The following is a 13939-nucleotide window of genomic DNA, read 5'->3' as shown; positions in this document are numbered from 1 at the left end:
TTATGTGCTGTTATTGCGCGCGATAGATCGAAACGCCCTGCGGCGCCACCTCCTCGTGTCCCGCGACGAAGCGCGCGGCTTCATCGATGCGATACGGCACCGCGCCGTAGTTGAAGACGTAGGTCAGCGGCCCGCGCCGGCTCACGCGAACGCCTTCGGGCAACCGGCGCGGCGCGAGCCCCGCTTCGCCCGCGATTCCTTCGAAGACCTGCCGCGTATAGGCATCATCGAAGATGCTTGCGAGATAGGTGATCGACCCGTGACGCACGATAGCCGGATGCCCGTCGGCAAACCGTGCCTGCACCTCTACGCCCTCGCCGCCCTCGATGAAGTCACGCCAGTGCCGCGCCGCGCCGCCGCCTTCGACCGGCTCGGTTACGTTCGGTCGCATCGATTCGACCCGCCAGACGCGAATCGGCAGCACGTCGCCGGGAGGGAGCGTGGCGGGAATCGTGAGGCTAGCGGTCTTCGATCCGGTGCGCGGACCCAGCACGACCTGCGCATCCGATGACGCGAGCCGCGCCGCCAGACCGTCCGCGAGCACCGGCAGCGGCGGCACGACGATCATGCTGTAGCCGTCGAGCGGCGCATCGGCGGGAATCACGTCGACGTCGAGCCCGAGGCTGCGCAACGCGCTGTAGTACTCGAACGCGAAGCGCGGATAGTGGAAATCGGCACCCTGCGGATGAATTTCGAAGAGCCACTTCGCTTCGTAATCCCAGATCAGCGCGACCTTCGCGCTCACCCGCGACTCGCCCTCTGCTTTCAGCACGTCCGCGATCTCCCGCGCGACGGCCTGCGCCTCGGCGCCGCCCACGTCGAGCCGGTTGTCGGGCGTATTCAGGCCCGCGTGCATCTGTTCCTGTCCGAACGGCGCCTGACGCCAGCGGAAATACGACACGCAACCCGCGCCATGCGCGAACGCCTCCCAGCTCCACAGGCGCACCATGCCCGGCAGCGGCGCGGGATTCCACATGGCCCAGTTCACCGGGCCGGGCTGCTGCTCCATCACCCAGAACGGCTCCTTCGACATGCCGCGATAGACATCGTGATTGAACGACGCGAAATCCGGGTGCCCGGTGCGCAGCCACTTCGCCTTGATCGACGGCTCGAACCACTGCTCTTCGAGGGCGCCGAGCGGATAGCTGTCCCATGTGGCGATGTCGAGATCGGCGGCGACCTTGTAGTGATCGAACTCCGTGAACAGCTGCATGAAGTTGTGCGCGACGGGCCGCCCGGGAGAATGCGCGCGGATGATATCGACCTGCATGCGGTTGTAGCGCGCAACTTCGTCGGAGGCGAAGCGCCGGTAATCCAGGCGGTGCGACGGATGCGCTTCGGTCACGGTCGCGACGGGCGGATCGATTTCGTCGAAGCTGCGGTACTCCATGCTCCAGAACACCGTGCCCCAGGTCGCGTTCAGCGCATCGATGCTTTCGTAGCGTTCGCGGAGCCATTCGCGAAAGCGCTTCGCGGCCGCATCGGAATAGCTGACCACCGTATGGTGGCAACCGAATTCGTTATCGGTCTGCCAGTACGCGACAGCCGGATGCCGCCCATATCGCTCCGCCACCGCCGCGCAGATCTTCTTCGACGCGTCGAAGTACGACGGCGACGAAAAATCGTAGTGCCGCCGCGAGCCGAACTTGCGCGCGCGGCCGTCGGCGCCTACCGGAAGGATGTCGGGATGCTGGTCGATCAGCCACTTCGGGGGGGTCGCGGTCGGCGTGCACATGACGACTTTCAGGCCCTCCCCCGCGAGCGTTTCGACCGCACGATCGAGCCAGTCCCAGCGATATTCGCCCGGCGCCGGCTCGATCCGGCTCCACGCGAACTCGCCGATTCGCACCCGGTCGATGCCGAGCGCCTTCATGCGCGCCGCATCGTCCTTCCACATGGATTCGGGCCAATGTTCCGGGTAATAGCAGACTCCAAGACGCATGTGCGCTCCTACGCAAATTGGGCAACGGAAGCCGAAGCGACGGCGAATCCGTCTTCGGTAAAGAGATGACACGACGCGCGCGGCACGTTGAACGCCACGGCGTCGCCCTGCCGCGGCGTGCGGTCTCCCGGCGCCTTGGCGATCAGCACGGTGCCGCCCGGCTGGTCGAGATGCAGATAGCTGTGCTCGCCCAGTTGCTCGACGAGCGAAACCGTACGCGTGATGTGCTGGCGGGCGGGCGCCACGGCCGGATCGAGATGTTCGGGACGAATGCCCAGCGTGACCGGCTGATCCGGCTGCAAGCCCGCGCCGCAGACGTCCGTGTCGATGGGTTCATCGGTGCCGTCGAGCCTGATGCGCACGCCGGCGTCCGTTGCCGACACGACCCGCGCCGGCAGGAAGTTCATGCGCGGCGAGCCGATGAAGCCCGCCACGAAACGGCTCTTCGGCCGGTGATACAGCTCGAGCGGCGTGCCCACCTGCGCGATGCTGCCGTGCTTCGCGGTGTCCGCTCCGGCATGCAGGAGCACGATCTTGTCGGCGAGCGTCATCGCTTCGATCTGGTCGTGCGTCACGTAGACGACGCTCGCCTTCTCGAACTGCCTGTGCAGCCGCGCGATCTCGACACGCGTCTGGCCGCGCAGGGTGGCATCGAGATTGGAAAGGGGTTCGTCGAAAAGAAAGACGCCCGGGCTGCGCACGATCGCCCGCCCGATCGCCACGCGCTGCCGCTGGCCGCCCGAAAGCGCCTTGGGACGCCGCTCGAGCAGCGCTTCGAGTTGCAGCACGCGCGCCGCTTCGCGCACCTTGCGGTCGATTTCGTCTTTCGGCGTCTTCGCGAGCGTGAGGCCGAAGGCCATGTTCTCGTAGACCGTCATGTGCGGAAAGAGCGCGTAGCTCTGGAACACCATCGCGACACCGCGCTGCGCCGCCGGAACATCGTTGACGAGCTTCGCGCCGATATACAGGTCGCCGTCGGTGATGTCCTCCAGGCCCGCGATCATGCGCAGCAACGTCGACTTGCCGCAACCCGACGGGCCGAGAAACACGCAGAACTCGTGTTCGCCGATTTCGAGATCCACGTCGCGGATCACTGGCGCGTGATCGCCGTACGCCTTCTGGACCGAACGTAACGATATGCTCGCCATGTCGTCGTCTCCGTGTTTACGCGCGGAGACAATCGAAGGTTAAGCGTTTAACCTGCTGCCGATCAAAAAACGATCTTGTTTAAGGATCGTTTGTAGCCGGTGTCTCCGTCTGTATTTATAGAACTGCTTTGCCGGCGAATTTAGCGCCGACGGCCTGCGAATGCAAATGCCGGGACACTATCCCAAATCGTGACGTCCGGACATAAAGTTGTACAGGAACCGTCACGCCCGGCACAGTGCGCGCGGCCAGCACAAACCCGAACCAGCATCCAACCGATGACCACCCTCACCGAAGTGGCGAAGCTCGCGGGCGTAACCGCGGCGACCGTCTCCAACGTGCTGCGCAAGCGCGGCAAGGTGGGCGAGGCGACGCGCAAGCGTGTGCTCGAAGCCGTCGATGCCCTCGGCTACCGGCCGCACCTGACCGCGCGCGCGCTCGCCGAAGGCAGCGCGCCCACGCTCGCGCTGATGGTGTCGAGCATCGCCAATCCGTTCTATCCGGAGTTCGCGCTCGCGGCGGAGCGCGCAGCGCGCGAGAGCGGGCGCTTTCTCATCGTGTGCAACACCAACGAAGATCCGGCGATCGGGCGGGCATACCTCGAACAGATCGCGGGCACGCTGTCCGAAGGCGTGCTCGTGATGAACGCGAACCTCGATTTCGACGACCTCCGCAAGACGCAGGCGCGCGGCACGGCCGTGGTGCTGTGCATGTGGGAGCGGCCCGGCGCGCCGCCGGGCATGCCGTGCATCGCGGTGGACTTTTTCGCCGCGGGGGCGATTGCCGCCCGGCATCTGCTCGACCTGGGGCACACGCGCATCGGCGCGATCATCGGAAGTCCGCCGGGCGGCGTTCAGGCGGCACGCTACGAAGGCTTCTGCGCGACGCTGCGCGAGGCGGGCATCGCGCATGTTCCTGCCGAGAGCCGCTTCACGCGCGATTCGATTCGAGGCGGCTACGAGGCTGCGTCAGAACTGCTCGCGGCATTTCCGGACCTGACGGCGATTTTTGCCACCAACGACCTGCCCGCACTGGGCGCGACTCACGCTGCGGCAGACGCCGGACTGCGGATACCGGAGGACCTGTCGGTGATCGGCATCACCGATATTCAACTGGCACGCGAGTCGCGGCCCGCCCTTTCCACGGTCGCCGTGCCCACGGAAATAGCGGCAACGATGGCGGTAAAGCTGCTGCGCGCCCTGATCGACGGCTCTGCGGCGGGCGCGCTCATGCAGGTCGCGCCAACGCCAGGTCTGGTAGTTCGCGCCTCGACGGGTGCGGCGCGCAAGCAATACCCGTAACGCCGTACAGCTGGTTCGTGAATAAGGGAGACGACGCGGCGCACGGCGGGGTAAGTTTCATCACAATCGACGCTTCGACGAACCAGTCTGCGGAGCGCGATCTCGTCGTCGGACTAGGCGAGCCCGTGGGGCTTGCGACAAGCGACGACACGCTGTTCATCACGGGTCAGGCCAACAATCGCATCGTGAAAGTGAAGCTGAGCGCAGCACTCTCCGCCGCCGCGCCAGTCGCGTCGAATGACATCTTCGTCAATGTGAGCGCGCCGGATCTTCTCGCGGCGGCACCCGGCGGCATGCTCTACACGAAGTGCGGCGAGCACAGCTTGTGCCGCTATTCGCGCACGGGCGAGACCACGGTTATCGCAATGGATTTCGACGAGCCGCGCGGCATAGCCGTCGACGCAGTGCGCAAACGCCTGTTCATAGTCGATCGAGCGCGAGGCAACAGAGTTCGGACGAGTGCGGGAATCTCGACAGCAATCCTGTCGAACGAGCATGCGTACACTCATTTCAGGCCATTCGTTATATTCTCGGACCGCTTGCCTGCTCCACGACGCACCGCCAAACGGCGTGTGGCGTCATAACGCGAAGGACACAAATGCACAACCGGTACACGGCTTAAGCACTTGAAGCGAATCCCTCGCGATCGCGCTCACGCAATTGACCCGCAGCGCTCATCCTCCCGCCGGAGCCGATTCGTGGTCATCATGCGGGCGGAGTGCCCGCCACATTTCTGATCTTCCCGGTGCTGCTCGGCGTGCTTTTGCTTTTTCTCATCGCCTGGCTGTTCGACGAAACGTCGCTCGATTACCTGCCGCGCTCGCTGAATGCGCGCCCGAGCTTCAGGCGCACCGCGACATGCGCAAGCCTGGCGAGATCGGCGGACACGCCAAGCACCCTGGCGGTCTCCTCGCAGGTCAGGTCGTCGACTTCCGACAGCAGCAACGTGGCCCGTTCGAGCGGCGCCAGCAAACGAAATTCGAACAGCATGCGCGTTTGCGTGTCCGTGGGCGCCACGGACGAGCCTCGCGCCACACGACCCGTCCGCTCGTAGCTTTCGCAGGCGCCGCCGCTTCTCAGCACGCCATGCGCGGCAGCGAGCATGCGTACCAGCGTTTCGCGTTCGCTGACGCTCAGTACCGCTTCGATACCGGCCCGGCACGCATTGGCCAGCATCGCTTCCGCGAGCGGTGCGTCCTCGGTGGCCCAATATGCAAACGCCCATACCCGCGCGACTAACGCGCGTAAAACAGCTGGATTTGAACCTGCATTCATGTGTGATGCTCCGCTTGGACAAGCGCGGCCCCGATCGGCGCCGCGCTTGTCGCTGCGCGCTACAGTGTGTACGACTGGCCGCGCGGCCGTGATTCGTCGTGATGCCCTCGGAGGCTCGAGGTCGATTTTGACACGCGTGAGAAGAACATCTCGTTGGCTTCATGCCCGGCGCCCGGCGTCTTGGTCGGCTGCCCATCCACGCCCGGCGCGTTCATGTCGATGAGAAGGAAGCTGATGCCTTCCTGCTATGCGACGTTGCATCCGTCTCCGGGAACATCGACGCGCGAGACATGGATCGCTGCGACGCGCCTTCCGCTCATCAGGTCTTCTGGAGGACCATCAAAAGTACAGCAGAAGAGGGTTCGTCCGTCGTCGCCGCCGAGTTGGCAGGCGACCGCACGTCCGTCGAAGGAAATGCGGTCCGTTACCGCTCCCCCATCGAGCACGCGAAGTACCTCGCCCGTGTTGAAGCACGGTACCCAAATGCCGCCTTCCCGGTCGACACAGATACCGTCAGGCTGTCCATCGCCCATGTCCGCGTACACGCGACGCCCCGACAGATTTCCGTTTGCATCGCGATCGAAACTGGTGAGCCGATTCGACCACGACTCAGCGACGACAAGGGTCCGGCCTCCATCCTTCAGGACCATCCCGTTAGGGAAGTCAAGGCCGCTTGCGGCTACTCGTGCGGTTCCATCCGGATCGACGACAAAAAGATCAGCCGGACTTTTCGCTGCGCCGCCAAACAGGTCGTAACCAAAGTTGCCGACATAACTCTGACCGTGGACATCCATGACGAGGTCGTTGAGGTCGGCTGGCGCGAGAGACGACAGATCCGCGTACCGCACCAGATCGCCGTTGATGACCCGCTTCAGCTTGCGATCGGTCATGGAGACGACGATCGGTGATCCGTCGGGAAGAAAGCCGATGCCCGAGGGGCGATTGGGGACGTCGCAGACAACTTCGCGCTTTCCATCCGACGTCACGCGATAAAGCTTCTTGTCGGTAATGTCCGAAACCCAGAGGTGACCCCGATACCATCGAGGTCCTTCCAGAAAGGCGAAATCGTCCGCAAGCAATTGCGCTTGATGTGTCTTCATGCAAAAGGTTCTCCATACCGCACTGTCGCAACCTTTACGAATCGCGGGAGCCGGGTGCGCTTGTGTAATGCATCAACACGCTGTTCTTCCCGGTGACGATCCAGCGAGAAACCACGCGATCGCCAGCCTCTGTTTGAAAGGCTTCGATGACATCAGATAGAAAGTGGTCGATGCTCGCGAGAAACACCACGACCGCACCACCACGGCGCATGGGCGTTTCATCGCTCGAACCCACTCTACTCATTCCGAGCAGTGCCTTTAAGGCCCGATTCAGATAATGAATCTTCCTGCCCGCAGTGGTAATCGAGGCCGCGAGACCCCCTTCAGCACCCTGTTTTTTTCCCGTTCAGCGGGCGCCGGTTGCGTCGCGACGCGCTGGCCGCCCGTTTCGCACGGGCTCTCGCCGCACTGAATGCGTCGGCGGGTCAGTGTCCGGTGATCCGTTCCCGACGTCGACGTCGACGTCGGCAGTCGACCGCGCTCCCACTCGAGAGCGCCAGTCGGCGGAAAATTCACAACGCCCGCGTCGTTGCGCGGCCGCCTTCTACATCCTGCAGAAAGCGCTCGAGAACAGGATCGAAGTCGCCCGGCGCTTCCCAGAACGATGCGTGCCCCAGTCCGGGTAGCCGATGGCAGCGCCGTTCCCACAAGTTGCCATAGGCGACCGAGTCGACGTAATCGAGATTGACCAGGCGATCTGCGCCACCGTTCACGACCGCGAGCGGAATATGGCTGCCTGCTACCGCCACGCGCTGGTCCCCGCCTTCCCCGGCGCGCGCGGCCGCGAAGAGACGTTGGCGGAAGCGGCCGTCTGTCCGCGCAACGGCATCACGCAGGAACGGCTCGGCCGACTCGCCGAAGATTCCCTGAATGAAGCCGTCGATGTCGGCGTCAGACAGGTCCCGCCGCCCCGCGACCCCTGAGTGCGGCGAACCCCTGAAGCCTTCTGCCATGTTATCGAACCCGACGGCGGGGGTGCCGGAGATCATCAGGCCTCGCATACCGGGAAAGCGAGACAGCATATCAATGCCGATATGCCCGCCAAGCGACCAGCCGAACACGACACACTCGGTCACGCCAAGCTTTTCGAGCAGTTCGACGGAAGCATCTGCCAACCCGGGGCGGGTGTAGCTACGCATGGGATCGGGCGCGTCGCTGGACTCGCCGTGGCCCGGCAGGTCGAAGGCGATCAGGCGGTAGCGTCCCGCAAGCCGTCCTTGCAGTTGATGCCGGAAGACGCCACGGCAGGAAGAATTGCCATGGACAAGCAGCACGGGCATGCCACGTTCACCGCTTTCCTCGACAGCGAGGGAACCATGCGACGTAGTGATAATGTGCTGACGAGTTGCGATGCGCATGCAGATATCCTTGTCTTGATGTGAACGGTTCCCGCTAAAACACGGAAACGGCAAGCTTGCGTCGAATCGAATCGTGTTCAAACGAGACGCGCGGACCACGGGTTGCCGACCGGGACGGGTTTCCTTTTCGGTCAGTTCAACGCGCTTCTCCGATAGGTTGGTGTTAGCGCGAATCACTCGCGAAGTATTAGTTTTAAGTCGCGTAGTGCGCGCCCTCCTTTCCATAAGGTCAATCCGCATTTGCGCGTCGATCTGAAATTCACATGGCATTGCAGATTGATTCAATCAGATGCGGCGTGTCTCAGAGCTTCGATAACTCAAGAGAACACCCGAACGCGCCCATTAATTCCAGCGCGCTCGACATAGCGAAAAATCAGCGGTCGCCAATTGCTCGTGCACATTCGGATCGGCGAGCAAGGGCTGCTGAAAAAGGAGTTCAAATGCGGGCGCGTCTTGCAAAGAACCTGATGCGTGACGAACTTCAGGCCGACGTGTCCGAGATTTTCCTTTAGATCGAACCCGGACTTGACGTGTGCGCGAGCGGGGTTCTAAGCCCACCTTGCAGGCATGTTGCCTGTACTTGGCCAGCAATCGTCGTCAGTTCCCCGGTACCAGCTTGAGTCCCACCACGCCTGACAAAATAAGAACGATGCTGAGTATCCTCAGCGGCGCGGCGGATTCGCCCAGCACCGCCATTCCGAGAATCGCCGTGCCTGCCGCGCCAATACCAGTCCAGACCGCGTAGCCGGTCCCCATAGGCAGCGTACGAAGCGAAAATGAAAGAAGGAGAACGCTCGACAAGCCTGTGGCAACCGTAAGCAATGCCGGTATCAATCGCGTGAAACCTTCCGACGACTTCATGGCGAAGGCGAATGCGATTTCCAGAATACCGGCGAGACCAAGTAGTGCCCATGACATCTGTGAAAGATCCGTTCGTTGATTCGCCCGCGCGCTATGGCCCGGGCGAAATCTGATGAGAGCTCTATTGCGGGGCGTGGGGAACCGCATGCGGCTCGATCCGCCGATGCCGAAGAGGGCCGGAGAAAGCTCGAAACCGGACACTCCGTAACGAAGCGGGCGCCAACGATCAGACATATCGATGCTCGAAGCGCCCGCTTATGCGGCATCTCAAGCTTTGGCTGCCGCGGGCGGCGTGCGGAACGCAATTCCGAATCGATTGAATGCGTTCATCAAACCGATCGCGTATGTGAGATCGGCAAGCTCCTTATCGGTGAACCCGGCGGAAGCGGCTTCATATTCGGCATCGGGAACGCCAGTCTCGGCTACGCGTGTCACGGTCTCAGCCCAGGCGAGTGCGATGCGTTCGCGGGGGCTGAACACGTCACGTGCGTCGCGCCACACCGGTACCAGTGCGAGCTTGTCTACAGCAAGACCGGACTTGAGCAGATCACGGGTATGCATGTCGATGCAATATGCACAGCCATTGATTTGCGAAACCCGCAGATACACGAGATCCACCAGTTCTTTAGGCAAACCGCTCTTCTGGAGAGTGACATAGACCCCTCCGAAAGCCTTGAAGCCTTCGGGTGCAGCTTTGGCATAGTCAATGCGATGGTTCATGGAAAGTCCTTACCTGGGGTTGTTGAAGGACTCCATCGTGCTACATCTTGGACTACTTTATAAGGTCCATAATCGGTCTTTTGATATAGACCATAATCCTTCCAGATTCGATGGAACAACCTACTCAGGAATGGTCTCCCACAGTCAAGCGGGCGGACGCCTGGAGTCAACCAACTTCCTCGCCCTTCCATGACGCTTTCCGCTTCAGGTTTCCTGACCAAGTGAGTTAGTGGAATCCATTTTCGAAGAACTGTCGCCTGAGGGAAGGCGACCACCGCAACCTAAGACGCTCCCCGCCATGCAGCCTCGCCGGTGGGTGTTTGCATTGCGGTTTTCAGGGGATGAAATAGACGCAGAAGCTCTCGTGCAAGAAGCGTGTGCACGGGCCCTGGCCGACGCGCACGCCTGGAATCCGGCGTGCATGCGCTCCTTGGCATGTTTGCGCTCACGGTCGATATCTGGACCAGCGAGCCTGCAACGCAGACTGCGTGCGCGCATTCGCGCTTCTATCCGTGAGATGCCGCCGTTCGAAATCGAGCCGGGGGTGCCCGATATCGTTGCTGTCGAGTCAGACCGCTGGATCGTGCAGGCAGTGGCACAAATGCCGGATCCACAGCGAATTGCCGTTCTGTTACGGATCGTGCGATGCCTGCCCTTATCCGCGCGGTCCGCATGCATGTCACGGAGAAGACCGGGCAGGCGTTGACTTCCTGAGCCACGCGCGATGACGCTCGCAGTTTGCGTGGCGGCGTCCCTCAGATCTGCGCCATGCCCCCGTCAACGAACAGTTCGATGCCGTTCACGAAACTGCTGTCGTCAGACGCAAGGAAGACTACCGCCTTGGCAATCTCGTCGGGTGTGCCGACGCGCCCTTGCGGTATCGTCTTCACCTGCACGTCGATGAAGCCTTGCACCTGTTCCTTCGACAGACCGAACAGGTCATAGCCCGGCGTCGGCACCACACCGGGGCTGATCGCATTCACGCGGATGCCCCGGTCCTTCAGGTCGAGCGTCCAATTGCGCGCAAAGCTGCGCACTGCCGCCTTGGTCGCGCTATACACGCTGAAGGCCGGGTTTCCCACGGTCGTGGTCGAGGACGCGTTGAGGATGATCGACGCCCCGCTTCGCATCAGCGGCAGGGCCTTTTGCACGGTGAAGAGCAAGCCGCGGACATTGGTATTGAAGGTCGTGTCGAAGTGCTCTTCGGTGATCTGGCCGAGCGGTGCCAAGCCCCCGCCGCCGGCGTTGGCGAACACGACGTCGATGCGGCCCTTTTCCGCTCGTATGATCTCGTAGATCCGATCGAGATCGGGCAGCTTCGACACGTCACCGCGGATGCCGAACGCGTTCTCTCCAATGCTTTTTACGGCCGCATCCAGCTCGGCCTGGCGGCGCCCGGTAATGAAGACGTACGCACCTTCCGCGACAAAGCGCCTGGCCGTGGCAAGCCCTATTCCGCTGTTACCGCCCGTGACGAGCGCAATCAAACCTTCAAGTTTGCGTGGCATTCGAGTATCCGTTTCGTTTGTAAACGAAACAAAGGATATCCACGCCCCCTGGTTTTCGAAATAGAATCGATTGCAAACCATCATTGCAGGATTGTCGATGTCGAAGATGCCGGATTTCGAAGGCCTCGCGATGTTCGCGAAGGTGGCGGAGGAGCGCTCGTTCGCAGCTGCCGCCCGCGCCATGGGTCTGTCAGTCGCGACGGTTTCGCGCGGCGTCGGCCGGCTCGAACAACGGCTGGGCGCCCGGCTGTTCAATCGCACGTCGCGCCAGCTTGCACTGACCGAGTTCGGGCAGACGCTCGCGCAGAGCGCAAGCCGCATCTATAGCGCTGCCGAGGAAGCGGAGGCCGCCGCGCGGGAGTTGTCCGCGCGGCCCCGCGGCCTCATCCGTCTGGCGGTGCCAATGTCATTCGGGTTGCGGTGGGTCGCGCCAATTCTTCCGGATTTCTTCCGTGAGTACCCGGAAGTCTCGATCGACCTGCAGCTTTCAGACGCGACAACCGACCTTGTCGGCGAGGGCTTCGATGCGGCGCTGAGAATCGCGGTGCTGCCGGATTCCTCGCTTGTCGCGCGCAGGCTTTGCGCGGTTTCGCGGTTCGTAGTCGCGGCCCCTGCCTACCTGGAGAAGCACGGTCCACCTGAGCATCCGCGGGACCTTGTCGGCCGGGACTGCCTCGGCTATGCCTATCGTGCGCGCAGCGACGTATGGCGCTTCGTCAACGACGCGGGCGATGAAGAGGCCATCACGCCGACCGGTCCGCTTCGCGTGACCAATGCGGATGCCCTCGTCCCGATGGTGCTCGCGGGACTTGCCGTCGCCGAGCTGCCCGAATTCATCGCAAGTGAATACCTTCGCGACGCACGAATGGTGGCCCTGCTGACCGACTGGACGCTGCAAAGGGGCGGGCTTTACTTCGTGACCCCTTCGGGCCGTGCACGTCCTGCGAAAGTCGAGGCGCTCGCCGACTTCTTCCGCAAACGGCTGTCCGACCCGACATGGCGCTGGTCGCAATGAATCGCGGCTGATGTCAGCGCTGCACCGCGCGGGAATATCGGCACGGCGACAAGTTGTTCACAGTCGAACGCACTGGCGATTGTCGAAATCCAGCATTAGCGCTGTTGTGCATGACCCGACGCGCTGCCCGGCTTGACTGTGTGGCCCTGCGCCTGCTGCGCGCCCACGGGGGCGGCGGCAACAAACACGCCTGCCGCGGCCACCAGGACGGCGGTCTGCACTGCAAGAATGAAATTCATGGCGATGCTCCTCGAAGCGTTGAAACGGCACGCAGGCCATCGGCATCCGGCGCCGGGCGCGCCTCATCGTCTCATGCGCGCCCGTTTTTCTTCAGCCGACGGCGCCGGCTTTAACCCGCCTGCGACTCGGCCGCACGACGCTCGAGTTCCGCGAGCGCCTTCGCCACGCCCGCACCGTATGCAGGATCGGCCAGCGTGCAGTGCTCGACATGCAAGGTCTGAACGGCCTTCGTCGTGCCCTGCATCGCGCGCGCCGTGTTCTCGAACAGCACCTGCTGCTGCTTCGGTGTCATCAGCCGGAACAGCGCGCCTGGCTGCGAGTAGTAGTCGCCGTCCACGCGATGATTCCAGTGATCCGCCGCACCATCGACCGACAGCGGCGGCTCGCGATAGTCCGGCTGCTCCTGCCACTCTCCGCGCGTGTTCGGCTCATAGGATGCGGCACCGCCATGATTGCCGTCGACACGCATCTGGCCGTCGCGGTGATAGCTGTGAAACGGGCTCTTCGGCGCATTCACCGGGATCTGGTTGTAGTTCACACCCAGCCGATAGCGCTGTGCATCGGCGTAAGAGAAGAGCCGTCCCTGCAGCATCTTGTCGGGTGAAAAGCCGATGCCCGGCACCACGTTCGACGGGCTGAACCCCGCCTGTTCCGTTTCCGCGAAGAAGTTATCGATGTTGCGGTTCAACTCCATCACGCCGACTTCGATCAGCGGATAGTCCTTCTTCGACCAGATCTTGGTGAAGTCGAACGGGTTCGAATGATATGCGCCCGCTTCGGCCTCCGGCATGATCTGCACAAACAATTTCCAGCGGGGAAACTCGCCCCGCTCGATGCTTTCGTACAGGTCGCGTTGCGAGCTTTCACGATCGCGCCCGGCGAGCACCTGCGCTTCTTCATCGGTGAGATTTTCGATGCCCTGCTGCGAGCGGAAGTGAAACTTGACCCAGAAGCGCTCGTTCTGCGCGTTGATGAAGCTGAACGTGTGGCTGCCAAAGCCATGCATATGACGAAAACCCTTCGGAATGCCGCGATCGCTCATCACGATCGTGACCTGGTGCAGCGCCTCGGGAAGCTGCGTCCAGAAGTCCCACTGGTTTTGCGCACTGCGCATGCCGGTGCGCGGGTCACGCTTGATGGCGTGGTTCAGGTCGGGGAACTTGAGCGGATCGCGGAAGAAGAACACCGGCGTATTGTTGCCCACCAGATCCCAGTTGCCCTCGTCCGTGTAGAACTTCAGCGCGAAGCCGCGAATATCGCGCTCGGCATCCGCCGCGCCGCGCTCGCCCGCCACTGTCGAGAAGCGCGCGAACATCGGCGTCTCTTTGCCGATCTGCGAAAAGATCTTCGCACGCGTATAGCGCGTGATGTCGTGCGTCACGGTGAACGTGCCGTGCGCGCCCGCGCCTTTCGCATGCATGCGGCGCTCGGGGATCACTTCACGCGCGAAGTGCGCGAGCTTCTCGATCAGCC

General features: G+C 62.6%; 15 protein-coding genes. 3 read left to right on the top strand and 12 right to left on the bottom strand.

Translation table 11 applies throughout. The features are described 5' to 3' along the window. Nucleotides 1-10 precede the first annotated feature (10 nt). Together BG61_RS16520 and BG61_RS16515 are read right to left on the bottom strand one after the other, a co-directional pair. A complete protein-coding gene (locus BG61_RS16520) occupies nucleotides 11-1942 on the bottom strand; it encodes a beta-galactosidase (RefSeq protein ID WP_035936809.1) in 1932 nt (643 codons plus the stop codon). Nucleotides 1943-1950: 8 nt separating this feature from the next. Beyond that, entirely contained in the window at nucleotides 1951-3090 is a 1140-nt protein-coding gene (locus BG61_RS16515; RefSeq protein ID WP_035936812.1) for an ABC transporter ATP-binding protein, read from the bottom strand. 276 nt (nucleotides 3091-3366) lie between these two features. Here BG61_RS16515 and BG61_RS16510 point away from each other — a divergent pair, with 276 nt between their 5' ends. Further along, nucleotides 3367-4389, top strand: a complete 1023-nt coding sequence (locus BG61_RS16510; protein ID WP_035936814.1) for a LacI family DNA-binding transcriptional regulator — start codon at nucleotides 3367-3369, stop codon at nucleotides 4387-4389. A gap of 113 nt (nucleotides 4390-4502) precedes the next feature. On the opposite strand, the gene BG61_RS41930 is transcribed toward BG61_RS16510, so the two are convergent. From BG61_RS41930 to BG61_RS16490, 5 genes are all read right to left on the bottom strand, one after another. After that, nucleotides 4503-4886, bottom strand: a complete 384-nt coding sequence (locus tag BG61_RS41930) for a hypothetical protein (protein ID WP_129572240.1) — start codon at nucleotides 4884-4886, stop codon at nucleotides 4503-4505. Nucleotides 4887-5196: 310 nt separating this feature from the next. Then, nucleotides 5197-5664 (bottom strand): hypothetical protein, encoded by a 468-nt coding sequence (locus tag BG61_RS16500; protein WP_129572241.1) that lies wholly within the window; start codon nucleotides 5662-5664, stop codon nucleotides 5197-5199. 245 nt (nucleotides 5665-5909) lie between these two features. Then, entirely contained in the window at nucleotides 5910-6764 is an 855-nt protein-coding gene (locus tag BG61_RS40090; RefSeq protein ID WP_075584169.1) for an SMP-30/gluconolactonase/LRE family protein, read from the bottom strand. Nucleotides 6765-6798: 34 nt separating this feature from the next. Further along, the gene (locus BG61_RS44005) at nucleotides 6799-6999 is read right to left on the bottom strand and encodes a hypothetical protein (protein WP_232256364.1); all 201 of its coding nucleotides are present in this window, start codon (nucleotides 6997-6999) and stop codon (nucleotides 6799-6801) included. A 277-nt stretch (nucleotides 7000-7276) separates the two neighbouring features. Beyond that, a complete protein-coding gene (locus BG61_RS16490; protein ID WP_035936821.1) occupies nucleotides 7277-8122 on the bottom strand; it encodes an alpha/beta fold hydrolase in 846 nt (281 codons plus the stop codon). Nucleotides 8123-8385: 263 nt separating this feature from the next. On the opposite strand from BG61_RS16490, the gene BG61_RS41925 reads away from it, so the two are divergent. Then, nucleotides 8386-8634, top strand: coding sequence for a hypothetical protein (locus BG61_RS41925; protein ID WP_129572242.1), 249 nt, complete (start codon nucleotides 8386-8388; stop codon nucleotides 8632-8634). Nucleotides 8635-8719: 85 nt separating this feature from the next. Here BG61_RS41925 and BG61_RS16485 read toward each other — a convergent pair whose 3' ends face one another. From BG61_RS16485 to BG61_RS16475, 3 genes are all read right to left on the bottom strand, one after another. Continuing rightward, nucleotides 8720-9040, bottom strand: coding sequence for a DMT family transporter (locus BG61_RS16485; RefSeq protein WP_035936823.1), 321 nt, complete (start codon nucleotides 9038-9040; stop codon nucleotides 8720-8722). A gap of 210 nt (nucleotides 9041-9250) precedes the next feature. After that, on the bottom strand, nucleotides 9251-9703 hold the full coding sequence (locus tag BG61_RS16480; RefSeq protein WP_035936824.1) for a carboxymuconolactone decarboxylase family protein: 453 nt from the start codon (nucleotides 9701-9703) through the stop codon (nucleotides 9251-9253). A 755-nt stretch (nucleotides 9704-10458) separates the two neighbouring features. Beyond that, nucleotides 10459-11211 carry an SDR family oxidoreductase gene (locus BG61_RS16475; protein ID WP_035936826.1) on the bottom strand — a complete coding sequence of 251 codons (753 nt, stop codon included), beginning with the start codon at nucleotides 11209-11211 and terminating at the stop codon, nucleotides 10459-10461. Between the two features lie 97 nt (nucleotides 11212-11308). Here BG61_RS16475 and BG61_RS16470 point away from each other — a divergent pair, with 97 nt between their 5' ends. Beyond that, nucleotides 11309-12226, top strand: coding sequence for a LysR family transcriptional regulator (locus tag BG61_RS16470; RefSeq protein WP_035936828.1), 918 nt, complete (start codon nucleotides 11309-11311; stop codon nucleotides 12224-12226). A gap of 95 nt (nucleotides 12227-12321) precedes the next feature. Here BG61_RS16470 and BG61_RS42820 read toward each other — a convergent pair whose 3' ends face one another. After that, on the bottom strand, nucleotides 12322-12465 hold the full coding sequence (locus BG61_RS42820) for a hypothetical protein (RefSeq protein WP_158447200.1): 144 nt from the start codon (nucleotides 12463-12465) through the stop codon (nucleotides 12322-12324). 110 nt (nucleotides 12466-12575) lie between these two features. Continuing rightward, a partial coding sequence (locus BG61_RS16465; RefSeq protein ID WP_035941736.1) for a catalase occupies nucleotides 12576-13939 on the bottom strand: 1364 nt, incomplete at its 5' end.

This window comes from Caballeronia glathei (assembly GCF_000698595.1).
In the GTDB taxonomy this organism is placed as follows: domain Bacteria; phylum Pseudomonadota; class Gammaproteobacteria; order Burkholderiales; family Burkholderiaceae; genus Caballeronia; species Caballeronia glathei.
This window is presented reverse-complemented; position numbering and strand designations above follow the sequence as displayed.